This window comes from Burkholderia sp. BCC1988 (assembly GCF_905339895.1).
Lineage (GTDB): Bacteria > Pseudomonadota > Gammaproteobacteria > Burkholderiales > Burkholderiaceae > Burkholderia.
In genome coordinates, this window is record NZ_CAJPHA010000006.1 from 65635 (window position 1) to 92404 (window position 26770).

Consider the following 26770-nt stretch of genomic DNA (forward strand, 5'->3'; position numbering starts at 1 on the left):
CAAAAAATTTTGCAAAAAACGCTTGTGAGTTCCGAAGAGATCGTTCTATAATCTTTTCTTTCCCGGACACGACCAACCGGGAAATGAAGCAGCAAGGAAGGAGAGGTGGCAGAGTGGTCGAATGTACCTGACTCGAAATCAGGCGTACGGTTTCCCCGTACCGTGGGTTCGAATCCCACCCTCTCCGCCAAAATACGAAGCCCCGTGATCCGGAAGGATCACGGGGTTTTTCGTTTTGGTCGCCCGGTGGCGAGCGTGGATGCGATGTGCGGTACGCGCGCGTACCGATTGGCCGGCGCTCGCTTGGGCGTTGTTGCCTCGGTTCCCGCCGCCCCCGGATCGCCACGGGCTTCGTGCTCGACCCGCACGGTTCCCGTCTCCGCTTGCCCGCTTCAGCCTTGACCTCGCGCGCCGTTAACAGAGCGGTCGGCGGCTCGCGCTTTGTGCGCGGTCGCCGTTCTCCGACGATCCAAGGTCCCATGAAGCTGAGCTACAAGATTCCCCTCGCATTCGCCATTGCGCTGCTGCTGATGTTCTGCGGCGCGCTGTACGGCATCCGCATTCTCAATCGCTCGATCGACACGTTCGCGAACGACGTGCAGACGCACGTTGCCGACGAACGGCTCGTATCGGCCACGCTCGTGCAGTTCAAGCTGCAGGTGCAGGAATGGAAGGACACGCTGCTGCGCGGCAAGCAGCCCGACAAGCTCGACAAGTACTGGCAGGCATTCCAGACGCGTGAGCGCACGGTAGACACGCTGGCCGCGCAACTCGTCGGCGAGTTGCCGCCCGGAGAGAGCCGGACGCTCGTCGAGCAGTTCATGCGCGCGCATGCGGCGATGGGCGACGGCTACCGGCGCGGGTTCGACGCGTTCAAGGCCGCGGGCTTCGAGCCGACGGCCGGGGACGCGGCCGTGGCGGGCGTCGACCGGGCGCCCGCCGCGCTGCTCGAGCGCGCGGCGAAGGCGATCGCCGACGAGAGTGCTGCCGTGTCGGCGCAAGCGAGCCGCGATGCGCGCCACGCGACCGCGGCGAGCGTCGTGCTCATGCTGATCGTGCTCGGCATCGCGATGATCGGTGCGTTCCTGTTCAGCCGCGCGATCCTGCGGCCGCTCGATCGCGCCGTGGCCTGTGCACAGGCGGTGGCCGGCGGCGACCTGACGCGCGACGTCGACGCGGCCGGCCGCGACGAGATCGCCGATCTGCTGCGCGCATTGAAGACGATGCAGGCGAGCCTGTTGGGTGTCGTGCTCGAGGTGCGTACGCATGCCGAAGCCGTCGCGACCGCGAGTGCGCAGATCGCGGCGGGCAATCACGACCTGTCGTCGCGCACCGAGGCGCAGGCTGCGTCGCTCGAGGAAACCGCAGCCAGCATGACCGAACTGACGGGCATCGTGCGCCAGTCGGCCGAACACGCGCAGCATGCGGCGCAGCTCGCACGCGACGCATCGGACATCGCGTCCGCGGGCGGTGGCGTGATGACGGACGCGGTCGGCACGATGAGCGGGATTGCCGCCAGCGCGGCGAAGGTCGGCGAGATCATCGCGGTCATCGACGGCATCGCATTCCAGACCAACATCCTCGCGCTGAACGCGGCCGTCGAGGCGGCGCGCGCGGGCGAGCAGGGGCGCGGCTTCGCGGTCGTCGCGTCGGAGGTGCGCACGCTCGCGCAGCGCAGCGCGGCCGCCGCGAAGGAGATCAAGGCGCTGATCGAGCAATCGACGCGGCGGGTCGACGAGGGCGCCGTGCTGATCGCGCGCGCGGGCGAATCGATCCACGAGATCGTCGGCGCGGTGCAGCGGGTCACGTCGATCGTCGGCGAGATCTCGTCCGCTTCGCAGGAACAAAGCGGCGGCATCCAGCAGGTGAACGTCGCGGTCACGCAGATGGATGAAGCGACGCAGCGCAATGCGGCGCTGGTCGAACAGGCGTCGGCGGCGACGCAGGCGCTGGCCGAGCAGGCGAGCGCGCTGCGGCACGCGGTCGCCGTGTTCAGGCTGCCGCAGGCCGCGTGACGATATTGCCGACCGCGACCGCGACCGCGACCGCGACCGCGACCGCGCCGTCCTGCGTCACCCCGCGGCCGAATACTGCGCGAGCACGCGAGCGCGGATCGATGGCTTGATGTTCGATTGCGCCATGTTGCCGCCATAGTGCGCGACGACACGCGGATTCATCACGCGATACCAGAGCGGCGGCACATAGGCGAACAGGATCATCGTCGCGTAACCGGCCGGCAGTTGCGGCGAGTCGTCGAAGTGTCGCAGCGCCTGGTACGAGCGCGTCGGGTTCGCGTGATGGTCGGCGTGCCGCTGCAACTGGTACAGGAACAGGTTGGTGACGACGTGATTGCTGTTCCACGAATGCTGCGGCGTGCAGCGCTCGTAGCGGCCGCTCGGCAGCTTGCGGCGGCCGAGCCCGTAGTGCTCGACGTAGTTGACGACTTCGAGCAGCGACGCGCCGTACACGGCCTGGATCACGAGGAACGGGATCACGATCTTGCCGGCCATCGCGATCGCGATGGCCCACACGACGACGGTCATCGCCCACGCGTGCAGCACCTCGTTGCGCCAGGTCCACGGCGAATGCCCGAGCCGCTCGAGGCGTGCCTTCTCGAGCCGCCACGCCGAGCGGATGCTGCCCGTCACCGTGCGCGGCAGGAAGGCCCAGAACGATTCGCCGTAGCGCGCGCTCGCCGGATCCTCGGCCGTCGCGACGCGCACGTGATGGCCGCGGTTGTGCTCGACGAAGAAGTGCCCGTACGCCACCGGCGCGAGCGTGACTTTCGCGAGCCAGCGCTCGAAGCGGCTGGTCTTGTGCCCGAGTTCGTGCGCGGTGTTGATCGAGATGCCCGTTGCGGCGCCGAGCGACAGGGCGAAGCCGACGTAGTCGTACCACGCGAGCGCATGCGTGCCGACGATCCGCACGCACATGAAGAACGCGATGTATTCGACCATCGTCGCGAGATAGACGATGTAGCGGTAGTAGCGCTCGCGTTCGAGATGCGGGACGACGGCTTCGGGCGGATTGTCGCGATCGTCGCCGATCAGCGTGTCCAGGACCGGGATCACGCCGAACGCGAACAGCGGGCCGAACCACCAGAACACGTGGAGGCCCGTCGACAGCGCGAGCTGGGCCGAGAGGATCGGCAGCGTGATCGTCACCGCGCCGAGCAGCCACAGATAACGTTTGCCATCCGACCAGCCCGAGGCCGATGCGTCGGTCATTGCCATTGTCTCCCTCCTTTTCGGGGCCGGCTCCCGCGTGTGCGGTGCGGCGGCCGAGTGACGCGCTTGTCGTCGGTCGAATCGTCGTGGGTCCGCGGCACGGCGCGCGGCACCGGATCGGTGGTCCGGTTGTGCCAGTTATACGACCGTCGCGCGCGCTTTCCAAACCCCGCCGCTAGGCGGGCAACTCCAAACGGCGGGCCGTGCAGGACGCGGGCCGGGAGCGGCCTGCGCCACGGTGATTGAAACAGGCCGGAGCGGGCTCGATCCGCTCGCGCAGCCGGTATTCTCGTCGGATGAATACGTGAGGCCACACGCGCGAGTATCCGGTGGCGCGGTCCGCAACGAATGTTGCAATGCAATAAATGCGACGCGACATCGCGTGGCGGCGCGGCTTTTTGGGATACATATATTACGGATCATTACGGCGCCGCTGCAGGGTAACGTCGGACCCTGACCACATGAATGCCACGCATGACAAGGCGAGCGGGGCGACGCGTCCGACTTCGCCATTCGGACTGCCACGCGTCGCGGCCCGTCGACGCATCGATGCTGCACCCGCACACCCGCGCGTGCGCGACGCCTGCTGCCTTTCGATCCGCGCTGTCATTTGAAAATTACGATTTGACTCATGCCCCGCTTTCGGTTGAAGCTAGTAACTTGCTGTCCGAAGGGGGCTGTGCCTGCATGAGTTCGACCTTGACCGTTCGTCGTATCGCTGCCGACCAGGGCGGCGTGTATCGCGAACTCCGCGCCGCATCGCTGCGTGAGCCCTACGCGCCCGGCGAAGCGCCGGAGGCCGAATTGCTGAACGTCGATTCCGACGCGGCGGCGGCCATCGCCGCGCTGCGTGCCGCGTCCGACGAGTCGACGACTTTCCTGCTGTACACCGAAGGCCATCCGGCCGGCATGATCGGCGCGTATTTCGACACGACGCCCGAGCGGCGCGCGTTCGTCAGCGAGCTGTGGGTCGCGCACGCGGTCCGCCACCTGCGCGGCGGCGTGCTGTTGCTGGAAACGGCTACCGCGTGGCTGGCCGAACGCGGGGCGCGGGACGTCTACGCATGGATCGCCGATGCGAACCGCAACGCGATCCGTTTCTACGAACGCGCGGGCTTCGGCAACACGGGCGAGCATGCGCCGATCGCGCGGATGCCCGGCGCGATGAAGTCGTTGTTCGTGTCGCACTTCAACACACCCTGACGCATGAATGCGCGGGCCGCACGGCGTGATGAAGGCCCGGCCGCCCGCCCGACTGCCCGCCTGCCGGTTGCGCGCTCGCCGCGACCGTCGCCCCCCGGCTCCCCAAAAATAATGGCCGCACGCGTGGACGCCTGTAAAATACGCAAAAATTTTTTGCAGAGTGTCCATGTCGCTTAAAAAATCGCCATTCTTCGAGCTGCGCAGCGGATCGGTCGATACGTTGCTGTTCACCGTGAAGACGACCGATCTCGACGCGTTGCGTACCGAACTGGTCAAGCGCTTCGAAGCGACTCCCGAGTTTTTCGCCGATGATGTCGTCGCGATCGACGTCCGCCGCCTCGCGGACGGCGAACGCGTCGCGCTCGCCGACATCCGCCAGATGCTGAACGACGTGCGGATGCGCCCGGTGGGCGTCGTCGCGCTGGCCACGCAGGGCTGGGCGGGGGAAGCCGGCCTGCCGTTGCTCGAGGCGCGCGATCGCCGCGTGTCGGCCGCGAAGCCGGCCGAGGAAGCGGAGGCGGCGCCCGTCGCGGCGCCGGCCGCTGCCGCGGCAGCCGAACCGGCGCCGGAACCTGCGCCGACGCCGGTTGCGGCGGGCGGCCAGACGCTGGTGATCGATCGGCCGCTGCGTTCGGGGCAGCAGATTTACGCGAAAGGAGACCTCGTGGTGCTGGCGCCGGTCAGTCACGGCGCCGAGATCATCGCGGAAGGCAACATCCACATCTACGCGCCGTTGCGCGGCCGCGCACTCGCGGGCGTGCACGGCAATCACGACGCGCGCATTTTCTGCACGTGTCTGGAGCCGGAACTGATTTCGATCGCGGGTATCTATCGAACGACCGAGAACCCGTTGCCCGCCGACATACTGGGCAAATCGGTGCAGATCCGGCTCGAAGAGGAAAAACTGATGATCGAACCGCTGCGCCTGACGTGATTCACGCGGCACGCTCCGGGTCGATCGGCTCTCATTGACGAACACAGGGTATTGGGTAAATGGCAAAAATCATCGTGGTGACTTCGGGCAAGGGCGGCGTGGGCAAGACGACGACCAGCGCGAGCTTCGCGTCCGGCCTCGCGCTGCGCGGCCACAAGACGGCCGTGATCGACTTCGACGTCGGCCTGCGCAACCTCGATCTCATCATGGGCTGCGAGCGTCGCGTGGTGTATGACCTCGTCAACGTGATCCAGGGCGAAGCGAACCTGAACCAGGCGCTGATCAAGGACAAGAAGTGCGAGAACCTGTTCATCCTGCCGGCATCGCAGACGCGCGACAAGGATGCGCTCACGCGTGACGGCGTCGAGAAGGTGCTGAACGACCTGGTCGCGATGGACTTCGAATACATCGTCTGCGACTCGCCGGCCGGTATCGAGGCGGGCGCGCTGCACGCGATGTACTTCGCGGACGAAGCGCTGATCGTCACGAACCCGGAAGTGTCGTCGGTGCGCGACTCGGACCGCATTCTCGGCATCCTGTCGTCGAAGACGAAGCGCGCGGCCGAAGGCAAGGATCCGATCAAGGAACACCTGCTGATCACGCGCTACAGCCCGAAGCGCGTGAGCGAAGGCGAAATGCTGTCGCTCGAGGACATCAGCGAGATCCTGCGCATCAAGCTGATCGGCGTGGTGCCGGAATCGGAAGCCGTGCTGCACGCCTCGAACCAGGGCCTGCCGGCCGTGCACATCGACGGCACCGACGTCGCGGAAGCGTACAAGGACGTCGTCGCGCGCTTCCTCGGCGAGGACAAGCCGCTGCGCTTCACCGATTATCAGAAGCCGGGCCTGCTGCAGCGCCTCTTCGGCAGCAAGTAACGGAGGCCGCCCATGTCCATCCTTTCGTTTCTCCTCGGCGAGAAGAAGAAGTCCGCATCGGTCGCGAAGGAGCGCCTGCAGCTCATCATCGCGCACGAGCGGGTCGGCGGCCGGCCGCCGGCCGATTACCTGCCGGCGCTCCAGAAGGAGCTGGTCGCGGTCATCTCGAAGTACGTCCATATTTCGAACGATGACATCCGCGTGAGCCTCGAGCGCCAGGACGATCTCGAAGTCCTCGAAGTGAAGATCGAGATTCCGCAAGCCTGACCGCTGTCTGTCCCCCCGCACGGTGGCGCCTGCCGCCGTGCGCGTCTTACGCCCTGTTGCACTTTCGGTCGCGCCGTAACACGGCGTCTGTCGGCCGTTGGTCGATCTCCCGCATTGAACGAATACGCTCGCGTCATTTGTCAATCAGGAGGTTGTGATGGCTGTCTCTACCGTTCAACGCCGTATCGTTTCGCTCGTACTGTTCGCCGCGGGCCTGTCAGCCGTCGCCGCGCCGCTCGCCGCACGCGCCGACGAAATCCTCGTCGGTACGCCGGTGATGGTGCAGTCGGGCCGGATGCTCGTCGCCGAACCGGTGGCCGCGCCCGCCGAGGAAATCGTCGTCGTCGCGCCGAACGCGCCGCCGCCGGTGCGCTACGAGGTCGTGCCCGACGCACGCGTCGGCTATGTGTGGGAGCGCGGTCACTGGCACTGGGATCATGGCCGCTACGTCTGGATCGGCGGCCGCTGGGAAACCGAGCGTATCGGCATGCACTGGGTGCCGGGCCACTGGGATCAGCGCGGCCCGAACTGGTTCTGGACGCGCGGCCATTGGGCCTGACGGAGGCGCGCGATGAAACGAACCGCCCTTGCCATTGTGCTCGTCGCGATCACGCTCGCCGGCTGTATCGTCGTGCCGGCGCGGCCCGTCTACTATCGGCCCGCCCCGGTGGTGATCTACTGAGGGGTACGCGGGCCCGTCTGCGCCGGGCCGCTCGTGCCGGAAGCAGTCGCGCCGGAAGCGGACGGTCCGTCGTCGTGCGACGTCGCGGGCGTGTGCGTGGCGGCGTTGCCGGCCGCCGGGGCCTTCGGCTCGCCACCGTCCCGTTCGCGCAGCGTATCGAGCGGATCGGCGGGCGCGGCGGCCGCATCCTGCGGCTCGACGACGCCGGCCGCAGCCGCCGGCGCCGCGGCGGGTTCGGCGGCGGCCGCGGGCGGCGCGAGATAGCGCTGCGCGAGTGTTTCGTAGAGCGGCGGCGCGAAGAAGCGCGCCATCCGGCTCGAAACCAGCGCGGTCGCCATCAACGAAATCACGAGCGCGTGACCGTTGATCATCTCCATCACGATCACGAACGACGTGATCGGCGACTGCGTGACCGCCGCGAGGTAGCCGACCATCGCGAGCGCGATCAGCATCGGCAGGCTCATGTCGCCGAACACGAGGTGCAGCAGGTTGCCGAACCCGGCGCCGATCGACAGCGACGGCGCGAAGATCCCGCCCGGAATGCCCGGCAGGTACGACGCGACCATCGACACCATCTTCAGGAACGGATAGAGCACCGACAGCCGTTCATGGCCGTCGAGCAGGCCGCGCGCCTCGGCATAGCCGCTGCCGAACGTCGTCCCGCCCGACACGAGACCGACGACGGCGATCACGAAACCGCACAGCGCCGCGAACGCGATCGGGCGCTCGCGATACAGGCCGAGCAGGCGCGCGGGCAGCCAGCGCCCGGTATTGAGCAGGAGCCAGCTGAAGAGGCCGCCCGCGACGCCGGTCACGAGCGCGGTGACGAGCACGGCGACGGCAAGCATCTTCGGGAAATGCTGGCCGGCGTCGATCGTGCCGAAGTACGTGTAGTTGCCGTTCAGGCCCAGCGCGACGACACCGGCGAGGATGATCGCGGTGATCAGCACGCCGCTTGCGCGGGCGGAGAAGCTGCGGGTCAGCTCCTCGATCGCGAACACGATCCCGGCGAGCGGCGTATTGAACGCGGCCGACAGGCCGGCCGCCGCGCCGGCGAGTACGAGCTGTCGTTCGATCTGCGCGTTCGAGCGCGGGTAGAAGCGCCGCAGGTTGAACATCAGCGCCGCGCCGACCTGCACGGTCGGGCCTTCGCGTCCGATCGTGAAGCCGCCGAGAATGCCCATGAACGAGATCAGGACCTTGCCGAACAGGATGCGCAGGGTCAGCAGCCGCGCGCCGAACGCGCCCGGGCTCGCATGCAGCGTTGCAATGACCTGCGGGATCCCGCTGCCCTCGGCGCCGCGGAAGAAGCGGCGCGTGAGCCATGCCGACGCGGCGGCGATCGACGGCGTCAGCAGCAGCGGCAGCCACGCGGCGTGGTCGCGCATCGTGCGGAACGTGTCGTAGCCCCAGTCGATCAGCCGCGCGTACAGCACGGCCGCGAGGCCTACGGCGATCGCGCCGAGCCAGAACACGCCGTACTGGCGCCAGATCCGCAGCGAGCGGCGGGTGAGGGCGGGAAACAACCCGGAAAGCAGGGCAGGAAGGGCGGGGCGTTGCATCGGCGGAAGCCGGGAGGGCAAAGAGCGCATTATAAAAAGAACCTGATGCGGCCGGGGCTCGACAAATCCTCACCAAAGCGTCGCACTTTGTTGCAAATGTAATGTCGGCGTAATGTATCAACGCGGCAACCGTCGTTAGCATCACCAAATGGCCGGCCCACCCCATTCATCATAAGAAAAGTGAAACGCATCCTCATCGTGAAAGTGACGTCGCTCGGCGACGTCGTCCAGACGCTGCCTGTCGTCGCGGACCTCCACCGTGCCTTTCCGGGCGTAACGGTCGACTGGGCCGTCGACGAATCGTGCGCCGAGGTCGTGCGCTGGCATCCGGGTGTGAGCAAGGTGCTTTGCGCGCCGTTGCGGCGGTTCAAGAAGCTCCGGAACGGCGGCGACCTGAAGGCGATCTCGGCGTCGATCGGCGCGCTGCGCGCGCACCGCTACGATGCGGTCATCGACCTGCACGGCGTCTACAAGAGCGCGATCATCTCGGCACTCGCGCGTGCCGCGCGCCGCGTCGGCTATCAGACTCAGGATCTCGGCGAGGCGGGTGCTCGCTTCGCCTACTCGCATCGCTTCGGCCCGCGGCCGGACTGCGACGCGTGGCACGGGATGCGCGTGAGCGCCGGCGAGGCGCTCGGCTATGTCCCCGAGGGCAGCGCCGCTTACGGGATCGTCCCGCCGCAGGATGCGAGCCTGCCGCCCGCCGTGACCGACGGCGCGCCGTTCATGCTGCTGTTTCACGCCACGTCCAATCCGGACAAGCAATGGCCCGCCGACCACTGGGCCGCGCTGGCTACGCAGATGATGGCGCGCGGCGTGCGCGTGCTCGTGCCGTGGGGATCGGCAGCCGAACACGACGCTGCGCAGGACATTGCCGCGCGTGCGTCGGGCGCGATCGTGCTGCCGGCGATGTCGGTGCGCGAACTGGGTGCGGCCATCGGCCGGGCCGCGCTCGTGGTGGGAGTCGATACCGGGTTCGTGCATATGGCGCACGCGCTGCAGCGGCCGACCGTGATGATTTTCGTCGCGACGTCGCGTCACCATTGCGGCATCGGCGGCGCGCCGAACGCGCTGTCGATCGGCGAACCGGGCGCGCCGCCGTCGGTTGCGCAGGCACTCGATGCGATCGATGCGGTCGGGCCGGCCTATGGCGCGCTGCGTGACCGGCTGACGGCCTAGGGCCAGCGCGAGCCCGTTATCGGTGTGAATCGGCTCCGGGGAAGCGGGCCGCGCGTTCAGGCGAGCAGCGCTTCGACCGTCATCACCGCGGCGACGGCGGCCAGGTTGGCGAGAAGCGCCTCGAACAGGAGCCCGCGCCAGGTTTTCGGCCGGAAGCGCGCCGCGAGCAGCAGGGCGCCACCCAGCGCGAGCGCCAGGATCAGGACGAGGTCGGCGTTGTCGAGGCGGAGGTCCATTGCGGCGGCTCCTTCAGCGGAGGGAGCCCGGGGGGCGTGACGGCGCCCCCGGATCGAGTATAGGCGGCGCCCCCCGCCGCACAACCCGGGGCGCCCCGAGGGCTCAGACGAGCGATGCGTCGCGGGTTTCGCGCATCAGCAGCACGCCGACCAGGCTGATTGCCGCCGCAACCGACACGTAGCCGCCGACCCACGACAGGCCGCCGCGCGCGGCGAGCAGCTGCGCGATGTACGGCGCGATCGACGCGCCGAGGATCCCGCCAAGGTTGTACGCGACCCCCGCGCCCGTATAGCGGACGTTGGTCGGGAACAATTCGGGCAGCAGCGCGCCCATCGGCGCGAACGTCACGCCCATCAGGAACAGCTCGATGGTCAGGAACAGCGCGACGAGCGGCATCGAGCCGCTGCCGAGCAGCGGCTCCATCGCGAAGCCGGACGACAGCGCGGCGATCGCGCCGACGACCAGCACCGGCCTGCGGCCGAAGCGGTCGGAGGCCCACGCCGACAGCGGCGTCGCGAGCCCCATGAACACGACCGCGAAGCACAGCAGGCCGAGAAAGCTCTGGCGCGGAATATGCAGCGTCGACACGCCGTACGACAGCGAGAACACCGTCGAGATATAGAACAGCGTGTAGCAGACCACCATCGCGAGCGCGCCGAGCAGCGTCGGCTGCCAGTGTTGCGTGACGAGCGTCGCGACCGGCACGCGCACGCGCTCGTTGCGCTCGAGTGCGGCCTGGAACGCCGGCGTCTCGGTGATCTTCAGCCGCACGTACAGGCCGAGCGCGACGAGCACCGCGCTGACGAGGAACGGGATGCGCCAGCCCCAGCTGCGGAATTGTTCGTCGGACAGCGACAGCGCGAGCGCGAAGAACAACCCGTTCGACATCAGGAAGCCCACCGACGGGCCCAGCTGCGGGAACATCCCGAACCAGCCGCGCTTGCCTTGCGGCGCGTGCTCGGTCGCGAGCAGCGCCGCACCGCCCCATTCGCCGCCGAGGCCGATCCCCTGGCCGAAGCGCAGCACGCACAGCAGCACCGGTGCGAGCGCACCGATCGTGTCGTAGCCGGGCACGAAGCCGATCGCGGTGGTGGACACGCCCATCACGAGCAGCGACGCGACGAGCGTCGATTTGCGGCCGATGCGGTCGCCGAAGTGGCCGAACAGGAACGAGCCGATCGGCCGCGCGATGAACGCGATGCCGAACGTGACGAATGCGGACAGCGCCTGGGCGGTCGCGGAGCCGTGCGGAAAGAACACGGGGCCGATGACGAGTGCCGCGGCGGTCGCGTACACGTAGAAGTCGTAGAACTCGATCGCGGTGCCGATGAAGCTCGCGAACACGATGCGCCGGTGGCTGACGGCGCCGGCCGAACCGGTTGCGTGTGCAACGGCCGGGGGAGATGCGGACATGGATGTCTCCGTTTTGTCGTTGGGCGGTCGGCTGGGTGAGCGCTCGGGCAGGCGGACGCCTGCCGGGAGCGGCCGAGCGGATGAGGCGGCGGCGTGGACGCGCGGCGTGGCGCGGACGTCACCCGCCGGTCGACGATGGAGACGGATAGGTCGCCGCCGCCCGGTGCCGGCGTGGTCGGCTCGCATGCCGGGTGCGGCGCGCGAACGCGCGCGGGAGGGTGGCCGCGCGATTGCGGAAAATTATAGCCAGCGCCGCGACATGGCGGCAAACGCGGGCGGGCGCGGGCTCAGTCGATCGATTGCGCCTGCGCGGAGGCGGTGCTTTGCAACTGGAAGTGGCCGTCGTCGTTGAACAGCCAGCCTTCCATCATCTCGAGCCGGCCATTGCCGTCCAGCAGTTTCGACGGCGGTGGCGGCAGTGGCGCCGAGCGGCGCAGCGACGCGAGCGCGAGCGCTTCCGCTTCACTGTCGCCGTTGCTGCGATAGACGGATGCGTTGACGAGCTGGCCGCTGCGATCGACGGTGAACGCGACGACGACGAGCGAGCGCAGCATCGCCTGCGGCATCCCGTGCGACACGGCGGACGGATTGTGCTCGGCGACGCACTGCGCGACTTCCACGCGGTACTGGTCGCGATTCGCGCTGCGGATGACCGACGGAATCGTCAGGATCGAGCGCAGCGACGGGGGCGGCGTGATCGTGCAGGCGGCAAGCATGACGGCGGCGACCAGCGCGGCAATGCGCAGCCGGTCGACGCCCGGGCAGGGAAGAGAAGGCATGGGGGAGTGCCGGAGGGTGACGATAAAAAAATGATAGGCGTCTGCGCGCGGCGCGTTATCGGGACAAACGCATAGCACACGAAGCGCGATGTGCCGATTCGCGGAGGATGGCGATTCGGCGGGGCTTCCGGCGCGCATCGCGACGCGATGTGACATGACACGTGACCATGCGGGCACGACGATTGCGCACGCGCGGCGCGTGCCGGACGCAACGGCAGCGGCGTGCTCGACCGGCTCAGTAGCCGTGTGTCACGAGCGATAGAACGGACAGGTCCGGATGCGTGCCGTCGATGATGGTCTTGCCGATGTGCACGGCTTCATGCACCGCTTCCTCGACGCTCGCGAAGCTTTCTTCGCCGTCCGCATGGAATGGCACGGCATGATCCGGCAGCGCGGGGTTCACGCCCGGATGGCAGACATAGCCGGTGTAGGTATAGCGCGCGTCGCTGCCGGGGACGAGGCCCGGCACCACATGGATCTCGAAGCCTTCGTAATCGACGTGATCGGGCGCTGTCGACAGTTCGGTCATGGCGGTCTCCGTGTGCCGCACGCACGGATGGTGCGGGCGGCATCGAATCGCGGCGGCGGTCGTGTCGCCGTGCTGATCGAATTCTAGGCGATGGCGGCCCGGCCCGTGAGGGCTGCGCGCGTCGCAGGCGGTGCGTGTTACCGCGTGCAGCGCGCGTCCTTGCGCTGCACCACGAGGATCACCGGATACTTCTGGCCGTGCTCGAGTTCCACCGGCGCGACGACCGTCAGCGTCGCCGGGTCGGAATCGTCGTACACGCTGACCTGCTCGTTGCGGATGTAGGTCACGCCGGTGCAGTTCGTCGCGCGGCCGTCATCCGATACCTTGCACTGGAGCTCGTTTTCCTTCAGGTAGTTGTACGGCGTCGGGCTTGCGAGATATTCGCGCAGGCCGCGCGGCGAGCCGCCGACGCCCTTCACGTACGCGATCGCGCACGACGGTGTTTGCGCGTCGGTGCCGGAGGCGGAATCGGCGGCCGCTGCGTGCGTGCCGACGGCGGCCAGCAGGGCGACGAGCGACGAGGCGATGAAGGGCTTCATGACGTGGATTTCCCGTTTCGCGAATCGGAGCGCCGGATTGTAACGGCATCGGGCGAGATGCGTCGGCAGGCGGAGGCGGGCAGCGTGCGCGCCGCGGACAAACAAAAACCCCGTCATTCGATGAATGGACGGGGTTGGGCGAACTTCCTGGCGGAAGCGGTGAGATTCGAACTCACGGACAGTTTCCCGTCGCCGGTTTTCAAGACCGGTGCCTTAAACCGCTCGGCCACGCTTCCACACGAGGCGGCATTGTAACCGAAATGCCGCCTCGTTCCGCTTCAATCGTCACGCAGGAACAATTCCTGCAAGTCGTTGAGGAAACGCTGGCCGAGCGGCGTCGGCGCGATCTGCGCGAAATCGCGCGTGATCAGCCCGCGCCGTTCCGCTTCCTTCAGCGCCGGCTCGATCGTGCTGATCGGCAAACCCGTGCGTTCGACGAAGCTGTGCACCGGGAAGCCCTCGACGAGCCGCAGCGTGTTCAGCATGAACTCGAACGGCAGGTCGCGCGCACCGACTTCGCGCTCTTCCTGCACCGGCGTGCCGGCCATCGCCTGTTCGATGAAGGTGGCCGGATGCTTGTAGCGCGCCTGCCGCAGGATCCGGTTCGGGAACGACAGCTTCGTGTGCGCGCCCGCGCCGATCCCGAGATAGTCGCCGAAGCGCCAGTAGTTCAGGTTGTGCTTGCACTGATGATTCGGCTTCGCGTACGCCGACACTTCGTAGCGGTCGTAGCCGGCCTCGGCCGTGCGCGCGTGGATCCATTCCTGCATGTCGGCCGACGCGTCGTCGTCGGGTACCGCGGGCGGAAACTTCGCGAACAGCGTGTTCGGCTCGAGCGTCAGGTGATACAGCGACAGATGCGGCGGCGCGTACGACAGCGCGGTCTCGATGTCGGTCCGGCATTCGTCGAGCGTCTGGTTCGGCAGCGCGAACATCAGGTCGAGGTTGAAGTTGTCGAACGTCTTCGCGGCGATCTCGACGGCCGCGCGCGCCTGCGCGGTGTCGTGAATACGGCCGAGCGCTTTCAGATGGCCTTCGTTGAAGCTCTGGATGCCGACCGACAGGCGGTTCACGCCGCTCGCGCGGAATTGCGCGAACTTCGCGGCCTCGAACGTGCCCGGGTTCGCCTCGAGCGTGATCTCGGCGTCGGCATCGAGCGGCAGCAGCGCGCGCACGTCGGACAGCAGCCGGTCGAGGCCGGCCGCGGACAGCAGGCTCGGCGTGCCGCCGCCGATGAACACCGTATGCACCTGCCGGCCCCAGACGAGCGGCAGCGCCTGTTCGAGATCGGCGCGCAGCGCATCGAGGTACTCGGTTTCCGGAAACCGCTCGCCTTTCCACTCGTGCGAGTTGAAATCGCAGTACGGGCACTTGCGCACGCACCACGGAAAATGCACGTACAGCGCGAGCGGCGGCAGCGACGTGAGCCGTACCTGCCCGGGCGACGTGAAGGTCGCGACGACGCGCGCGCCGGTTTCCGCCGCCTGGCTCATGCGGCCTCCGGTTGCGAATGCGTGACGAGGACGATCATGCCGGTTCCTCCGCGAGCCGCGCGAGCAGCGCCTTCAGCGCGAGCGCGCGATGGCTGTGCGTGTTCTTCACGGCCGGCTCGAGTTCGGCCGCCGTCGCGCCGAGCGACGGCAGGTGGAAATACGGGTCGTAGCCGAATCCGTGCTCGCCGCGCGGCGTGTCGACGATCTCGCCCACCCAGCGGCCTTCGGCGAACAGCGGTTCGGGATCGTCCGCGTGGCGCACCAGCGCGAGCACGCAGCAATAGTATGCGCGTCGGTCTGCGACGCCGCGCAGTTGCTCGACGAGGTACGCATTGTTGGCCGCGTCGCCCTTGGCACCGCCCGCGCGCTGCGCATAGCGCGCCGAATAGACGCCCGGTGCGCCGCGCAGCGCGCGCACGCACAGCCCCGAATCGTCGGCAATCGCCGGCAGGCCGGTGAGCCGCGACGCGTGCCGCGCTTTCGTCAGCGCATTCTCGATGAACGTGCCGAACGGTTCTTCCGCCTCGGGCACGGCCAGGTCGCCCTGCGGCACGATCTCGATGCCGACCGTCGAGAACAGCGCGGTGAATTCGCGCAGCTTGCCGGCGTTGTTCGACGCGAGCACGATGCGCGACAGCGGCGCGAGGGTGCGATCATCAGACATGGCCGGCGCCCAGCACGTCCTTCTGCAGCTGCACGAGCTGGCCGATCCCGTTTTGCGCGAGGTCGAGCAGTGCGTTCATCTCGGCGCGCGAGAACGGCACGCCTTCGGCGGTGCCCTGGACTTCGACGAAGCCGCCGGCGCCCGTCATCACGACGTTCATGTCGGTATCGCACTGCGAATCTTCGGCGTAGTCGAGATCGAGCACGGGCGCGCCTTCGTACACGCCGACCGAGATCGCGGCGACGTGGTCGGTGATCGGCGAGCGCGCGAGCTTGCCGGCCGCGATCAGCTTCGACACGGCGTCGTGCGCGGCGACGAAGGCGCCGGTGATGCTGGCCGTGCGCGTGCCGCCGTCGGCCTGGATCACGTCGCAGTCGATGTGGATCGTGCGCGGGCCGAGCGCCTCCAGATCGAACACCGCGCGCAGCGCACGGCCGATCAGGCGCTGAATTTCCTGCGTGCGGCCCGTCTGCTTGCCGCGCGCCGCTTCGCGGTCGCTGCGCGTGTGCGTCGCGCGCGGCAGCATCCCATATTCGGCCGTCAGCCAGCCCTGGCCGCGATCGCGCAGGAATTCGGGCACGCGCTCGGCGACGCTCGCGGTGCAGATCACCTTGGTATCGCCGAATTCGACGAGTACCGAGCCTTCGGCGTGTTTCGTGTAGTGGCGCGTGAGGGCGACCTTGCGCAGTTCGTCGGCGCGGCGGCCGCTCGGGCGGGACAGGGAAGACGTCATGGGGGAATCGTGGACGGAAGAGGAAACCCCGATTTTAGCGCCGAACGGCAGGCGTGCCCGGCGGGGTGGGACGCAAAAATGGGATAATGCGCGCTTCCCGCCCCGCGCCTTGCAATGCGCCGGGCGCCTCGACATATTCCCGCCCGTGAAGGGCACCCAGACGGCGAGACGAACCATGATCTACAGCATGACGGGCTATGCGAGCGCGACGCGCGAACTCGCGACGGCCACCGGCAACGGCGGCACCAGCGTGTCGGTCGAACTGCGCACCGTGAACTCGCGCTTCCTCGACCTGAATTTCCGCATGCCGGACGACGTGCGCGCGTGCGAACCCGCGCTGCGCGAAATGCTGATGAACAAGCTGTCGCGCGGCAAGGTCGACGTGCGCATCAACCTGCAGCGCGGCGAGCAGAGCATCGGCGCAGGCGCGCTGAACCAGTCGGCGCTCGGCCAGCTGGCCGAGCTCGAGCGTTCGGTGCTCGATTCGTTCCCGGGCGTCGGCCGCCTGCGCGCGGGCGAAATCCTGCGCTGGCCGGGCGTGATCGCCGAGAGCGGCGTGTCGGCCGAAGCGATCCGCGACGCGGTGCTCGCGTGCGGCAAGGAAGCGATCGGCGAGCTCGTCGTCGTGCGTTCGCGCGAAGGCGCGCAGCTGGCGACGATGCTGCTGTCGAACGTCACCGAAATGGAAGCGATCGTCGCGCGCATCACGCCGCTCGTGCCTGAGCTGATCGCGAAGCATCAGCAGAAGATCGTCGAGCGGCTGCAGGAAGCGCTCGGCATCGCGGCGCCCGAAGGCAGCGCGCCGATCGTCACGCGCGAGGAAGCCGCGGAACGCATTCGTCAGGAAGTGACGATGTACGGCATCCGGATCGACATCGCGGAAGAGCTGTCGCGACTCACCGCGCACCTGAACGAAACGCGTCACGTGATCGAGAAGGGCGGCCGCGTCGGCAAGCGTCTCGACTTCATGATGCAGGAACTGAATCGCGAAGCAAACACGCTCGGCTCGAAGGCGGCGGCGAAGGAACTCGCCGACGCATCGATGGCGCTCAAGCTGTTGATCGAGCAGATGCGTGAGCAAGTGCAAAACCTGGAGTAAAGCAAGATGATCCACCCCACTCACGACGCACATACGCTTCACGCGGGCGTCTATCCCGGCAACCTGTTCATGGTCATCGCGCCGTCGGGTGCCGGCAAGTCGACGCTCGTGAACGCGCTGCTGTCGAAGGACAGCGACATCTGCCTGTCGATTTCGTACACGACGCGCAAGCCGCGCCCGGGCGAGCAGGACGGCCAGCACTATCACTTCACGAGCGTCGAGGATTTCCGCGCGCGCCACGCCGCGCACGAATTCCTCGAGAGCGCGGAAGTGCACGGCAACTATTACGGCACGTCGCGCGTCTGGATCGAAGAGCAGATGATGAACGGCCACGACGTGCTGCTCGAGATCGACTGGCAGGGCGCGCAACAGGTGAAGAAGCAGTTCCGCAACGCGGTCGGCATCTTCATCCTGCCGCCGTCGCTCGATGCGCTCGAGGAACGTCTGAAGAAGCGCGGCCAGGACGAGCCGAACGTGATCACGCGGCGCCTGCTGGCTGCCGGCAGCGAGATCGCGCACGCGTCGGAAGCGGAATACGTCGTGATCAACGAGAATTTCGATCGTGCGCTCGCCGAACTCGAATGCATCGTCGCGGCCACGCGCCTGCGCTTTGCTTCGCAGTACGCGCGACACGCGGAGCTGTTCATCGAGCTCGGCATCCATCTGCCCCATGCGGAATGACGCGAGGGTAGAGGGACATAAGGTAGAATAACGACTATATTCAGAAGGAATTTCCAACATGGCTCGCATTACCGTCGAAGACTGCCTGAAGCAAATCCCCAACCGCTTCGAACTGGCGCTCGCCGCCACCTACCGCGCGCGGCAGCTCGCGCAAGGCCATACGCCGAAGATCGAGAGCCGCGACAAGCCGACCGTCGTCGCGCTGCGCGAGATCGCCTCCGGCCAGGTCGGCGTCGAGATGCTGAAGAAGGTGCCGGTGTAACGCGCATCCGGCCCGTTCCAGCCATGTAGTCCACGCGCGCAACGACTCGACCTGGAGGCGAATATGAGCACCACCCCATCGTCCGCCTCCGCGGATTCGACCACCGAAGCCACGGCCCAGTCGCCTGCGCGCCAGTACATCGACGCGGTCCTCGAACAGTCCTTTCGGCACCTGTTCGGGCCGACCGCCACGCCGGAGCAGCCGCGCAAGCACGGCGTCGTTTCGATCGCGAAACTGACGGGCGTGCTTGCGGAGTATCTCCCTCCGGAAGAAATCAAAGAGGTCAAGGCGGCGTTCCATTTCAGCGACGAAGCCCACCTCGGTCAATATCGCCAGAGCGGCGAACCCTACATCACCCATCCCGTCGCCGTCGCGGAAATCTGCGCCGGCTGGAAGCTCGACGCGCAAGCCGTCATGGCGGCGCTGCTGCACGACGTGATGGAAGACCAGGGCGTGACCAAGAGCGAGCTGGCCGAACGGTTCGGCCCGAAGGTCGCCGAACTGGTCGACGGCCTGTCGAAGCTCGACAAGATGGAGTTCCGCAGCCGCGAGGAAGCGCAGGCGGAAAACTTCCGCAAGATGCTGCTCGCGATGGCGCGCGACGTGCGCGTCATCCTCGTCAAGCTCGCCGACCGTCTGCACAACATGCGCACGCTCGGCGCGGTGCCGATGGAAAAGCGCCGCCGCGTCGCCCGCGAGACGCTCGACATCTATGCGCCGATCGCGCACCGCCTCGGGTTGAACAACACGTATCGCGAGCTGCAGGACATGAGCTTCGCGAACTTCAACCCGCATCGCTACGCGACGCTCGAGAAGGCCGTGAAGGCCGCGCGCGGCAACCGCCGCGAAGTGATCAGCAAGATCCTCGAGGCTGCCCAGCGCGCGATGGGCGACGCGAAGCTCGACGCCGAGATCACCGGCCGCGAAAAGACGATCTACAGCATCTATCGCAAGATGCGCGACAAGCAGCTGTCGTTCTCGCAGGTGCTCGACGTGTACGGCTTTCGCGTCGTCGTCGAGAGCCCGCTCGACTGCTACACGTGCATCGGCGCGCTGCACGCGCTGTACAAGCCCGTGCCCGGCAAGTTCAAGGACTACATCGCGATCCCGAAGATCAACGGCTATCAGTCGCTGCACACGACGCTCGTCGGCCCGTTCGGCGCGCCGATCGAGTTCCAGGTGCGCACGCGCAAGATGCACGAGATCGCCGAGGCCGGCGTGGCCGCGCACTGGCTGTACAAGAACGGCGGCGCGGACCTGAACGACGTGCAGAAGCGCGCGCACCAGTGGCTGAAGTCGCTGCTCGACATCCAGAGCGAAGCCGGCGATTCGAGCGAGTTCCTCGAACACGTGAAGATCGACCTGTTCCCGGATGCGGTCTACGTGTTCACGCCGAAGTCGAAGATCATGGCGCTGCCGCGCGGCGCGACGGCGCTCGATTTCGCGTATTCGATCCACAGCGATCTCGGCAACCAGTGCGTGGCCGTGAAGATCAACAACGAGTTGCTGCCGCTGCGTACCGAGCTGAAGAGCGGCGACATCGTCGAAGTGATCACCGCGCCGTATTCGAAGCCGAACCCCGCATGGCTCGGCTTCGTGCGCACCGGCAAGGCGCGCTCGGCGATCCGTCACTACCTGAAGACGATGCGCCTGAACGAGTCGGTGCAGCTCGGCGAGCGGCTCGTCGACCAGAGCCTGAAGGGTTACGGGCTCGCGCTGGCCGATGTGGGGCCGGAAGTGTGGGAGAAGCTCGTCCAGTGGACGGGCAACAAGAGCCGCCAGGAAATCTTCGCGGACATCGGCCTCGGCCGCCGCGTCGCCGCGGTGATGGCCAAGCGCATCGAGGTGCTGATGAGCGGCCGCGATGCGGACGACGATCTGCCGAAGTCCGAGCGGCACCCCGCGCACAATGCGCCGCCGGTCGTGATTACCGGCACCGAAGGGATGTCCGTGCAGCTGTCGGCGTGCTGCCGGCCGATTCCGGGTGACGCGATCATGGGCTATATCGGCATCGGCCTCGGGATGGCGATTCATACGACGGATTGCCGCGTCGCGCAGCGCATCCATCGCCGCGACCCGGGCCGCTGGATCGACGTCGAATGGGCGCCGCAGCCCGGTCGTCTGTTCGACGTCGCGGTGAAGGCGCTCGTGAAGAATACGAAGGGCATCTTCGCGCGCGTCGCGGCGGATATCACGTCGGCGGACGCGAACATCGTTCACATCGCGATGGACGAGGATCTGACGCACGAATCGACGGTGCTGCGCTTCGTGATCCAGGTGAGCGATCGCGTGCATCTCGCGAACGTGATGCGGCGCGTGCGGACCAATCCGGACGTGATGCGGATCATGCGCGAGCGCTCGACCGACGACAGCGTGCACGCGCGTCACGACGGCGGCATGCGCATCGAGCGCGAGCGGCAGGATTACTGACGCTGCGCGTTGCGATGCAGCGGAATGAGACGGCGGCCACGGGCCGCCGTTTTCGTTTGTGATGTGGACTTGGCGTTGTGTGGCGGCAGCTCCCGCACGAGTCGGGCGCGATCGGTGTTGCCGGGAAGAGGAGGAGAGGCGAAGAGGGGAAGCGGAAAAGAAAAAAGGGCCTTCCCGGAGGAAGGCCCTTCTGAGGTGGCGCGGCTGGCAGGATTCGAACCCACGACCCCTTGGTTCGTAGCCAAGTACTCTATCCAACTGAGCTACAGCCGCACGCAAAGCGGTACTACTTCAACTGTCGGAACCTTCTACGGTGGGAAGGTTCCCAAAAAGGTGGCGCGGCTGGCAGGATTCGAACCCACGACCCCTTGGTTCGTAGCCAAGTACTCTATCCAACTGAGCTACAGCCGCACGCAACAACAAAACGCTACAACATCGAACTGAAAGGGCCTTCGGTTGGGAAGGCCCTCGAAAAAGGTGGCGCGGCTGGCAGGATTCGAACCCACGACCCCTTGGTTCGTAGCCAAGTACTCTATCCAACTGAGCTACAGCCGCACGCAGAAGCGGAAGTATAGCAGGGTTGTATAAAAAGGGAAGCCTTATTCGCAAAAAATGTCACCCGATCTTGGGAAGGCCGCCTTCGTGTACCCTTGAAGCATCAGTCATCCATGTGTTGAATCTGCATCATGAACAAGGCGTTTGTCAAAGAGTCGGACGGCGACGACGACGATCTCGACCCGAGTCAGCCCGCGATTCCGGCGGGCACGAAGAATTACATCACCCCGGCCGGCCACAAGCGGCTCAGGGACGAGCTCCTGAACCTGATCGACGTCGAGCGTCCCGAGGTCGTGCGGCTGGTGTCGTGGGCCGCGTCGAACGGCGACCGGTCGGAGAACGGCGACTACATCTACGGCAAGCGGCGGTTGCGCGAGATCGACCGCCGGATCCGCTTCCTGACGAAGCGGCTCGATCTCGCCGAAGTCGTCGACGCGAGCCGCCAGGAGAACGTCGACCAGGTGTTTTTCGGCGCGACCGTCGATTACGCGACGCCGGACGGCGAGGATCATACCGTTACCATCGTCGGGATCGACGAGGTCGATCTCGATCGCGGTTGCGTCAGCTGGATCTCGCCGGTCGCGCGGGCGCTCATCAAGGCGAAGATCGGCGATACCGTCACGCTGATGACGCCGGCCGGTCCCCAGCCGATCGACGTGCTCGACGTTCGCTATCCGGCATCGGGCAGCGCGTGAGCATGGCGCGGCGCATGCGTGCGGTGCAGCGCTGAAACGAACGAGCGCCCCGGGTGGGGCGCTTCGTCATGACGGTCCTGGCCGAACGGCCGGGCTCACGCGCATCGCTCAGAAGCGATGGCGCATGCCGGCCGTGACGGCGATCTGCTTGTTGGTGGACGACGCGGTGCCGAGCCCGTTGATGTTCGCGCCGATCGCCAGGCCGTCCGCATTGACCCGCTGGTATTCGCCCTGCAGGTACAGGTCGGTGCGCTTCGACAGCGCATAGTCGGCCTGAAGGTTGAACTGGTGCCAGCTCGGCGTCTGGCCGTCGAGGCGGCTGTCGGTGTACGTGTACGAGCCGGCGAGCGAGAACGCCGGCGTCAGCGCGTAGCGGCCGTTCACTTCGTAATTGTTGAAGCGCGTGCCGCCGATGAGCGGGATGCCGCCCGACACGCCGGACTGCCCGGCGCTGATCCTGGCCGAATCGGTCAGGCGTGTCTGCGTGAACACGAAGCCGGCCGTCGCGGGCCCGAACGCGTAGTTGAGGCCCGCGCCCCAGGTGCGCTGACGGCTGGCCCCGAACGTCCAGTCGCCGGCTACCGCGCCCGGGTCGCTGGCCGCGAGCGCCAGCGCGTTGACGTTGTTGTTCAGCTGCATGTACGCGGCCGCGACGTTGAAGCCCATGTAGCTGTACGACGCGCCGACGCTGTACGCGCGGTTGTTCGAGAAATTGCTGGAATTCGAGAAGCCGTACAGCGCACCGAATTTCAGGCCGCCGTAGTTCGCGCTCTGGTACTTGACCGCGTTGTTGATCCGGAACGAGTTGTTCAGGTTGTCGTTGTCGAACGGGTGCGCGAACTGCGTGCCGCCGTACTGCGTGCCGGTCAGCGACAGCGGGCCGAGGAAATCGACGACGCTGTCGTACTGGCGGCCGAGCGTGAGCGAGCCGTAGCTCTCGTGCGCGAGCCCGACGAACGCCTGGCGGCCGAATTCGCGGCCGTTCTGCTTGAGTGAACCGTTATTGATGCCGAAGCCGTTTTCCAGCGTGAAGATCGCCTTCAGGCCGCCGCCGAGATCCTCGGTGCCGCGCAGGCCCCAGCGGCTGCCGTTGATCGAGCCGCTCGTCTCCTGCCACGCGCTGTGACCACCCTGGTTGTTCGTGTAGGTGATGCCGGCGTCGATCAGGCCGTACAGCGTGACGGCGCTTTGCGCATGGGCGCCGGTGGCGTACGCGCCCGCCAATGCCGCGACGATCAGGGTCTTTTTCATGATCTGTCTCCAAACAGGATGATGTCGATCGAACCTGCTGCGGGTATCGGCGGCGTCGGTTGGCGACGCCGTGCGCATTGGGCGCGGCACCCTCGTCGGATATCCATTTGCAGTGTACGGATCGGTCCGGGCGTAGAAGAAAATTGCTTCCCGCAATACTGTATTTTGAATCCGGCAAGAATCAGCATATGCGCCGAGAGGCCCGGCCATCAAGACTTTGCGGCAATGCAGCACGCAAAAAAAGCAATCAGGACTGCGTATCGGGTGTCGCGGGCGTTGCGCGATCGCGACAGGCGATCAATGACGGGCGAGAGCAGGCCTAGCGCGATTATTGACACATCGGCAATAGAGGTTTGTGCGGGGCATGGATAATGAAAGGATGTTCTCTCGCTATACTGCGATCTCTGCTTTCCGAAGCAGACTTTTTCGTTGACGGAAAAGATCTCCAAACCTTTGTCGGCGCGACTTCCCAGTCGCGCTTTTTTTTTGCCCTGTCGTTCCGATCCCTACTGCGCGTACGAGCGCCGTTTGCGCTTGCCGGTCGGCTGCGTGTCGTCGGCTTCGGCCTGCGGCGGCGTGTACGTCCAGTCTTCCATTACGTAGTGACGGGCGTCCAGCGGTGACGCCAGCAGGTTCTGCCAATGATCGCCGTGCCAGGTCGGGTCGAACTCGGTGTCGCACGGCGCTTCACGGGGCTCGGCCAGCGCGCGGGACTTGCGGCGTACGCGTGCAAGCCGGCTCGCGAAGCGCTTGAATCCGTCCAGCCACATGGCCTTCTCCTTCCCATTGCCTTTGCACCAGCATCGCAACGTCCCCCGTTTTCCGCAACCCGGAAAAAACCCGAGGAATTACCGAAACGATTCGTCCCCGGTATGTTTTTCATGATTTCGATTATTGGCGATCCGATCCCGGTAATATTGACAGGTTCTTGATGCGAATCAATTAATAAAAGGCGATCGTGTACCGATTCCAGTGGCATTGGCGTTTTTTTGATAAAGAATGCCCTAAAAATTCCCTTGACGCACCCGGATTGTCCAATTTATAAAGTCAGCACTCCGTCCCCGGGCGGAGCGCTGGGGGGAGTGTCGGCGCGCCGTCGCGGGATTTCGGGAAGCGGCTATAACAGTAGCTTTTTTGATCTAAACGAGTGGGGAACGAAGGTATGGATACCGGTATCGTAAAATGGTTTAACGATGCTAAAGGTTTCGGCTTTATTTCGTCCGACAATGGCGGCGAAGATTTGTTTGCGCACTTTTCCGAAATCCGGATGGACGGCTTCAAAACGCTGAAGGAAAACCAGCGCGTTTCCTTTGACGTGAAAGTCGGGCCGAAAGGCAAGCAGGCAGCGAATATCCAGGCGGTCTGACGCGCCACGCTTCGCCGATCACGTCCGGCCCCCGCATCCGCGGGGGCTTTTTGCTTTCCGGGGCACGAAAACCGGCGGCCGGCGAATCGATTCGGGTTCGGACTGGTCGCGAACACGCCTGCCGGTGCATACTCACGAAAGCATCGTTTCCCCCGTCTTTTCATGTCCGATTCCCGTCCGTCCGATCCCGCCTGCGACCAGCCGCTCGTCTTCGTCGACCTCGAAACCACCGGAGGCTCGTCCGCCGAGCACCGCATCACTGAAATCGGCGTGGTCGAAATCGGTCCGCTCGGCGTATCGACATGGACGACGCTGGTCAATCCGGGACAGTCGATTCCGCCGTTCATCCAGCAGCTGACGGGCATTTCCGACGAGATGGTGTGCGACGCGCCGTCGTTTGCGTCGCTCGCGCCCGCGCTGTTCGAGCGGCTCGACGGCAAGCTGTTCGTCGCGCACAACGCGAGCTTCGACCGTGGCTTCCTGCGCGCCGAATTCGAGCGCGCCGGCATCGCGTTCAATCCGGACGTGCTGTGCACGGTGCGCCTGTCGCGCGCGCTGTTTCCGCGCGAGGCGCGGCACGGACTCGATGCGCTGATCGAGCGGCATGGCCTCGTTCCATCCGCCCGCCACCGGGCACTCGCGGATGCCGATCTGCTTTGGCAGTTCTGGCGGCAATTGCACGAGATCGTGCCGCTCGAGCGTCTGCGCGACCAGATTGCGCGTACGACGCGCCACTTCCGTCTCGCGGGCGGCATGACCGAAGCGTGGCTCGATACCGCGCCGGCCGGATGCGGCGCGTACGCGCTGTTCGGGGAGGACGACCAAGCGCTGTATGTCGGCCGCAGCGTGCGCGTGCGGCAGCGCTTGCGCGCGCTGCTGACCGGCGAGCGGCGCTCGTCGAAGGAAATGCGGATTGCGCAGCAGGTACGGCGGGTCGAGTGGCGGGAGACCGGCAACGAACTGGGCGCGATGCTCGCCGAAGCGCAGTGGATCGCCCGCCTGCGTCCGTCATACAACCGGCGTCCCGCAGCCGATCACGCCCGTGCGGGCAATGCGCCCTGGCCGTTCGACGGTGCGGTCGCTTTCGAAGCGAGCGGCGAGCGCCGCCTGTTTCACGTGATCGACGGCTGGCGCTACCTCGGTACGGCCGAATCGCTCGACGCGGCCGTGCGGCTCGTGGCCGACGGCACGGACGGCGCGTTCGAACCCCATACCCATCGTCTTCTGCAGACGCATCTCGCGCGCGGCCTGCAACTCATTCCGCTCGCGGCACTTACGCCTGCCGACTGAGCAGCGCGGGCCGCGGCGCGCGACGCCGCCGTCAGCCGATCGCGCTGGCGCCGCCTGCGGCGCAAACGTGCGACAGCGCGGTGCCGAGCGCCTGCGTCTGGGTGGAGTCGTAGCGGGTGAGCGTCTTCCAGTTCGCGATGCTGCGTGCGAGCCGCGCCTGGCAGTCGGGTGCGTCGCGCAGCGGTGCGACTTGCGCAAGGCCCGTCAGCATCTTTTGCGTGAGCTGGTCGAGTGCCGGCCGCGTGCTGCTCGCGAGGTCGGGCGGCGTGCCTTCCGGCGGCTGCGTCGCGCGCCACTTTGCAAAGAGCGCGTTCTGCACGTCCTTGCTGGCCGCGATCTGATCCTCGAAAAACGTGCGCGCGAACGCCGGATCCACGCCGGACTGTGCGGCGCGCTTCTCCACCGATGCGAGCAGTGCCGCTTCGCGGGGCCGATCCTCGATCGCCTGGTGGTTCGCCCATTTCCATCGTGCGACGGGTTCGGCAAGCGCGAGCCGCTGCGATGCGAGCGCGACGAGATTGGTGAGCGCCGTGTCGTCGCCATCCGCGCGCGCGATATGCGGTGACGAAAAAAGGGCGACGCCGAGCGCGGCGACAGCGACGCTGGCACGAATGGCTTGTTTCATCGGAACGATCGGGAGAGGGGCGAGCCGGACAGGCCGGAGGTGGAAAACCAGAAGGATAGACGAAGACAGTCGCGCGGCGGAACGACGCGACAGAAGAATCAGCGGACGCGCTGATCCGGCACCGTCAGGCCGTTGCAGCCGGGGTGCGAAGCGATCTGCGCCGAAAACGCAGCGATGAACCGCACGATATCGATCGACAC

The 26770-nt window shown here is 66.5% G+C and carries 27 protein-coding genes and 5 tRNA genes; 15 read left to right on the top strand and 17 right to left on the bottom strand.

Features of this window, described 5'->3' with window-relative positions; translation table 11 throughout:
- Window positions 1-99 precede the first annotated feature (99 nt).
- Window positions 100-190, top strand: a tRNA-Ser gene (locus tag U4012_RS10250).
- Between the two features lie 289 nt (window positions 191-479).
- Window positions 480-2015 carry a methyl-accepting chemotaxis protein gene (locus U4012_RS10255; protein WP_321798240.1) on the top strand — a complete coding sequence of 512 codons (1536 nt, stop codon included), beginning with the start codon at window positions 480-482 and terminating at the stop codon, window positions 2013-2015.
- A 57-nt stretch (window positions 2016-2072) separates the two neighbouring features.
- On the opposite strand, the gene U4012_RS10260 is transcribed toward U4012_RS10255, so the two are convergent.
- Window positions 2073-3233, bottom strand: a complete 1161-nt coding sequence (locus U4012_RS10260; RefSeq protein ID WP_321798242.1) for an alkane 1-monooxygenase — start codon at window positions 3231-3233, stop codon at window positions 2073-2075.
- A gap of 681 nt (window positions 3234-3914) precedes the next feature.
- Here U4012_RS10260 and U4012_RS10265 point away from each other — a divergent pair.
- The 5 genes from U4012_RS10265 (at window position 3915) to U4012_RS10285 (ending at window position 7065) form a co-directional block, all read left to right on the top strand.
- Window positions 3915-4430 (top strand): GNAT family N-acetyltransferase, encoded by a 516-nt coding sequence (locus tag U4012_RS10265; protein WP_044849217.1) that lies wholly within the window; start codon window positions 3915-3917, stop codon window positions 4428-4430.
- Between the two features lie 166 nt (window positions 4431-4596).
- Entirely contained in the window at window positions 4597-5364 is a 768-nt protein-coding gene (gene minC, locus U4012_RS10270; protein WP_124522124.1) for a septum site-determining protein MinC, read from the top strand.
- A gap of 59 nt (window positions 5365-5423) precedes the next feature.
- Window positions 5424-6239 (top strand): septum site-determining protein MinD, encoded by an 816-nt coding sequence (gene minD, locus U4012_RS10275; protein ID WP_044849298.1) that lies wholly within the window; start codon window positions 5424-5426, stop codon window positions 6237-6239.
- Between the two features lie 12 nt (window positions 6240-6251).
- Window positions 6252-6506, top strand: a complete 255-nt coding sequence (gene minE, locus U4012_RS10280) for a cell division topological specificity factor MinE (RefSeq protein WP_006486661.1) — start codon at window positions 6252-6254, stop codon at window positions 6504-6506.
- Window positions 6507-6663: 157 nt separating this feature from the next.
- Window positions 6664-7065, top strand: a complete 402-nt coding sequence (locus U4012_RS10285; protein ID WP_044849297.1) for a YXWGXW repeat-containing protein — start codon at window positions 6664-6666, stop codon at window positions 7063-7065.
- 116 nt (window positions 7066-7181) lie between these two features.
- Here U4012_RS10285 and U4012_RS10290 read toward each other — a convergent pair whose 3' ends face one another.
- Window positions 7182-8750, bottom strand: coding sequence for a chloride channel protein (locus U4012_RS10290; RefSeq protein WP_321798249.1), 1569 nt, complete (start codon window positions 8748-8750; stop codon window positions 7182-7184).
- A gap of 180 nt (window positions 8751-8930) precedes the next feature.
- Between U4012_RS10290 and waaC the strand changes: the two genes are divergently transcribed.
- Window positions 8931-9929 (top strand): lipopolysaccharide heptosyltransferase I, encoded by a 999-nt coding sequence (gene waaC / locus U4012_RS10295; protein ID WP_044849276.1) that lies wholly within the window; start codon window positions 8931-8933, stop codon window positions 9927-9929.
- A 56-nt stretch (window positions 9930-9985) separates the two neighbouring features.
- On the opposite strand, the gene U4012_RS10300 is transcribed toward waaC, so the two are convergent.
- The 9 genes from U4012_RS10300 to rph all read right to left on the bottom strand — a co-directional run bounded on the left by U4012_RS10300 (window position 9986) and on the right by rph (window position 16316).
- On the bottom strand, window positions 9986-10165 hold the full coding sequence (locus tag U4012_RS10300; protein WP_321798252.1) for a hypothetical protein: 180 nt from the start codon (window positions 10163-10165) through the stop codon (window positions 9986-9988).
- A gap of 103 nt (window positions 10166-10268) precedes the next feature.
- Window positions 10269-11579 carry an MFS transporter gene (locus U4012_RS10305; RefSeq protein WP_321798254.1) on the bottom strand — a complete coding sequence of 437 codons (1311 nt, stop codon included), beginning with the start codon at window positions 11577-11579 and terminating at the stop codon, window positions 10269-10271.
- Window positions 11580-11866: 287 nt separating this feature from the next.
- Window positions 11867-12358 carry an energy transducer TonB gene (locus tag U4012_RS10310; RefSeq protein WP_044848527.1) on the bottom strand — a complete coding sequence of 164 codons (492 nt, stop codon included), beginning with the start codon at window positions 12356-12358 and terminating at the stop codon, window positions 11867-11869.
- A 235-nt stretch (window positions 12359-12593) separates the two neighbouring features.
- Window positions 12594-12887, bottom strand: coding sequence for a hypothetical protein (locus U4012_RS10315; RefSeq protein WP_044848553.1), 294 nt, complete (start codon window positions 12885-12887; stop codon window positions 12594-12596).
- 137 nt (window positions 12888-13024) lie between these two features.
- Complete coding sequence (locus tag U4012_RS10320) at window positions 13025-13426, bottom strand: hypothetical protein (RefSeq protein WP_044848554.1); 402 nt, start codon at window positions 13424-13426, stop codon at window positions 13025-13027.
- A 148-nt stretch (window positions 13427-13574) separates the two neighbouring features.
- Window positions 13575-13662: transfer RNA gene (locus U4012_RS10325), tRNA-Ser, on the bottom strand.
- Between the two features lie 42 nt (window positions 13663-13704).
- Window positions 13705-14919 (bottom strand): radical SAM family heme chaperone HemW, encoded by a 1215-nt coding sequence (gene hemW / locus U4012_RS10330; protein WP_044848528.1) that lies wholly within the window; start codon window positions 14917-14919, stop codon window positions 13705-13707.
- Between the two features lie 34 nt (window positions 14920-14953).
- A complete protein-coding gene (gene rdgB, locus U4012_RS10335; RefSeq protein ID WP_124487792.1) occupies window positions 14954-15583 on the bottom strand; it encodes an RdgB/HAM1 family non-canonical purine NTP pyrophosphatase in 630 nt (209 codons plus the stop codon).
- Window positions 15576-16316, bottom strand: coding sequence for a ribonuclease PH (gene rph / locus U4012_RS10340; RefSeq protein WP_124487793.1), 741 nt, complete (start codon window positions 16314-16316; stop codon window positions 15576-15578). The genes rdgB and rph overlap by 8 nt, the downstream gene beginning before the upstream one ends.
- A 175-nt stretch (window positions 16317-16491) precedes the next feature.
- On the opposite strand from rph, the gene U4012_RS10345 reads away from it, so the two are divergent.
- The 4 genes from U4012_RS10345 (at window position 16492) to U4012_RS10360 (ending at window position 20788) form a co-directional block, all read left to right on the top strand.
- Complete coding sequence (locus U4012_RS10345; protein ID WP_321798260.1) at window positions 16492-17415, top strand: YicC/YloC family endoribonuclease; 924 nt, start codon at window positions 16492-16494, stop codon at window positions 17413-17415.
- Window positions 17416-17421: 6 nt separating this feature from the next.
- Window positions 17422-18096 carry a guanylate kinase gene (gene gmk / locus U4012_RS10350; protein WP_044848532.1) on the top strand — a complete coding sequence of 225 codons (675 nt, stop codon included), beginning with the start codon at window positions 17422-17424 and terminating at the stop codon, window positions 18094-18096.
- 58 nt (window positions 18097-18154) lie between these two features.
- A complete protein-coding gene (rpoZ, locus tag U4012_RS10355) occupies window positions 18155-18358 on the top strand; it encodes a DNA-directed RNA polymerase subunit omega (RefSeq protein ID WP_044848533.1) in 204 nt (67 codons plus the stop codon).
- A gap of 63 nt (window positions 18359-18421) precedes the next feature.
- The gene (locus tag U4012_RS10360) at window positions 18422-20788 is read left to right on the top strand and encodes a RelA/SpoT family protein (RefSeq protein ID WP_044848534.1); all 2367 of its coding nucleotides are present in this window, start codon (window positions 18422-18424) and stop codon (window positions 20786-20788) included.
- A gap of 196 nt (window positions 20789-20984) precedes the next feature.
- On the opposite strand, the gene U4012_RS10365 is transcribed toward U4012_RS10360, so the two are convergent.
- The 3 genes from U4012_RS10365 to U4012_RS10375 form a co-directional block, all read right to left on the bottom strand.
- A tRNA-Arg gene (locus U4012_RS10365) sits at window positions 20985-21061 on the bottom strand.
- Window positions 21062-21122: 61 nt separating this feature from the next.
- Window positions 21123-21199: transfer RNA gene (locus U4012_RS10370), tRNA-Arg, on the bottom strand.
- 67 nt (window positions 21200-21266) lie between these two features.
- Window positions 21267-21343: transfer RNA gene (locus U4012_RS10375), tRNA-Arg, on the bottom strand.
- Window positions 21344-21474: 131 nt separating this feature from the next.
- Here U4012_RS10375 and greB point away from each other — a divergent pair.
- Entirely contained in the window at window positions 21475-22038 is a 564-nt protein-coding gene (gene greB / locus U4012_RS10380; RefSeq protein WP_044848535.1) for a transcription elongation factor GreB, read from the top strand.
- Window positions 22039-22146: 108 nt separating this feature from the next.
- Here the strand turns inward: greB and U4012_RS10385 are convergent, their stop codons facing one another.
- Entirely contained in the window at window positions 22147-23289 is a 1143-nt protein-coding gene (locus U4012_RS10385; RefSeq protein WP_044848536.1) for a porin, read from the bottom strand.
- Window positions 23290-23795: 506 nt separating this feature from the next.
- Window positions 23796-24059, bottom strand: a complete 264-nt coding sequence (locus U4012_RS10390; RefSeq protein ID WP_321798266.1) for a hypothetical protein — start codon at window positions 24057-24059, stop codon at window positions 23796-23798.
- A 392-nt stretch (window positions 24060-24451) separates the two neighbouring features.
- Here U4012_RS10390 and U4012_RS10395 point away from each other — a divergent pair, with 392 nt between their 5' ends.
- A complete protein-coding gene (locus tag U4012_RS10395; RefSeq protein ID WP_321798268.1) occupies window positions 24452-24655 on the top strand; it encodes a cold-shock protein in 204 nt (67 codons plus the stop codon).
- Window positions 24656-24817: 162 nt separating this feature from the next.
- Window positions 24818-25945 carry an exonuclease domain-containing protein gene (locus U4012_RS10400; RefSeq protein WP_321798270.1) on the top strand — a complete coding sequence of 376 codons (1128 nt, stop codon included), beginning with the start codon at window positions 24818-24820 and terminating at the stop codon, window positions 25943-25945.
- Window positions 25946-25976: 31 nt separating this feature from the next.
- Here U4012_RS10400 and U4012_RS10405 read toward each other — a convergent pair whose 3' ends face one another.
- Window positions 25977-26570, bottom strand: a complete 594-nt coding sequence (locus tag U4012_RS10405; protein WP_321798272.1) for a chorismate mutase — start codon at window positions 26568-26570, stop codon at window positions 25977-25979.
- Between the last annotated feature and the right edge of the window lie 200 nt (window positions 26571-26770).

Excerpts from the sequence above, each read along its gene's own strand:
- U4012_RS10255 (WP_321798240.1), top strand. The coding sequence starts at position 480 with ATGAAGCTGAGCTACAAGATTCCCCTCGCATTCGCCATTGCGCTGCTG.
- U4012_RS10260 (WP_321798242.1), bottom strand. The coding sequence starts at position 3,233 with ATGGCAATGACCGACGCATCGGCCTCGGGCTGGTCGGATGGCAAACGT.
- U4012_RS10265 (WP_044849217.1), top strand. The coding sequence starts at position 3,915 with ATGAGTTCGACCTTGACCGTTCGTCGTATCGCTGCCGACCAGGGCGGC.
- minC (WP_124522124.1), top strand. The coding sequence starts at position 4,597 with ATGTCGCTTAAAAAATCGCCATTCTTCGAGCTGCGCAGCGGATCGGTC.
- minD (WP_044849298.1), top strand. The coding sequence starts at position 5,424 with ATGGCAAAAATCATCGTGGTGACTTCGGGCAAGGGCGGCGTGGGCAAG.
- minE (WP_006486661.1), top strand. The coding sequence starts at position 6,252 with ATGTCCATCCTTTCGTTTCTCCTCGGCGAGAAGAAGAAGTCCGCATCG.
- U4012_RS10285 (WP_044849297.1), top strand. The coding sequence starts at position 6,664 with ATGGCTGTCTCTACCGTTCAACGCCGTATCGTTTCGCTCGTACTGTTC.
- U4012_RS10290 (WP_321798249.1), bottom strand. The coding sequence starts at position 8,750 with ATGCAACGCCCCGCCCTTCCTGCCCTGCTTTCCGGGTTGTTTCCCGCC.
- U4012_RS10300 (WP_321798252.1), bottom strand. The coding sequence starts at position 10,165 with ATGGACCTCCGCCTCGACAACGCCGACCTCGTCCTGATCCTGGCGCTC.
- U4012_RS10305 (WP_321798254.1), bottom strand. The coding sequence starts at position 11,579 with ATGTCCGCATCTCCCCCGGCCGTTGCACACGCAACCGGTTCGGCCGGC.
- U4012_RS10310 (WP_044848527.1), bottom strand. The coding sequence starts at position 12,358 with ATGCCTTCTCTTCCCTGCCCGGGCGTCGACCGGCTGCGCATTGCCGCG.
- U4012_RS10315 (WP_044848553.1), bottom strand. The coding sequence starts at position 12,887 with ATGACCGAACTGTCGACAGCGCCCGATCACGTCGATTACGAAGGCTTC.
- U4012_RS10320 (WP_044848554.1), bottom strand. The coding sequence starts at position 13,426 with ATGAAGCCCTTCATCGCCTCGTCGCTCGTCGCCCTGCTGGCCGCCGTC.
- hemW (WP_044848528.1), bottom strand. The coding sequence starts at position 14,919 with ATGAGCCAGGCGGCGGAAACCGGCGCGCGCGTCGTCGCGACCTTCACG.
- rdgB (WP_124487792.1), bottom strand. The coding sequence starts at position 15,583 with ATGTCTGATGATCGCACCCTCGCGCCGCTGTCGCGCATCGTGCTCGCG.
- rph (WP_124487793.1), bottom strand. The coding sequence starts at position 16,316 with ATGACGTCTTCCCTGTCCCGCCCGAGCGGCCGCCGCGCCGACGAACTG.
- U4012_RS10345 (WP_321798260.1), top strand. The coding sequence starts at position 16,492 with ATGATCTACAGCATGACGGGCTATGCGAGCGCGACGCGCGAACTCGCG.
- gmk (WP_044848532.1), top strand. The coding sequence starts at position 17,422 with ATGATCCACCCCACTCACGACGCACATACGCTTCACGCGGGCGTCTAT.
- rpoZ (WP_044848533.1), top strand. The coding sequence starts at position 18,155 with ATGGCTCGCATTACCGTCGAAGACTGCCTGAAGCAAATCCCCAACCGC.
- U4012_RS10360 (WP_044848534.1), top strand. The coding sequence starts at position 18,422 with ATGAGCACCACCCCATCGTCCGCCTCCGCGGATTCGACCACCGAAGCC.
- greB (WP_044848535.1), top strand. The coding sequence starts at position 21,475 with ATGAACAAGGCGTTTGTCAAAGAGTCGGACGGCGACGACGACGATCTC.
- U4012_RS10385 (WP_044848536.1), bottom strand. The coding sequence starts at position 23,289 with ATGAAAAAGACCCTGATCGTCGCGGCATTGGCGGGCGCGTACGCCACC.
- U4012_RS10390 (WP_321798266.1), bottom strand. The coding sequence starts at position 24,059 with ATGTGGCTGGACGGATTCAAGCGCTTCGCGAGCCGGCTTGCACGCGTA.
- U4012_RS10395 (WP_321798268.1), top strand. The coding sequence starts at position 24,452 with ATGGATACCGGTATCGTAAAATGGTTTAACGATGCTAAAGGTTTCGGC.
- U4012_RS10400 (WP_321798270.1), top strand. The coding sequence starts at position 24,818 with ATGTCCGATTCCCGTCCGTCCGATCCCGCCTGCGACCAGCCGCTCGTC.
- U4012_RS10405 (WP_321798272.1), bottom strand. The coding sequence starts at position 26,570 with ATGAAACAAGCCATTCGTGCCAGCGTCGCTGTCGCCGCGCTCGGCGTC.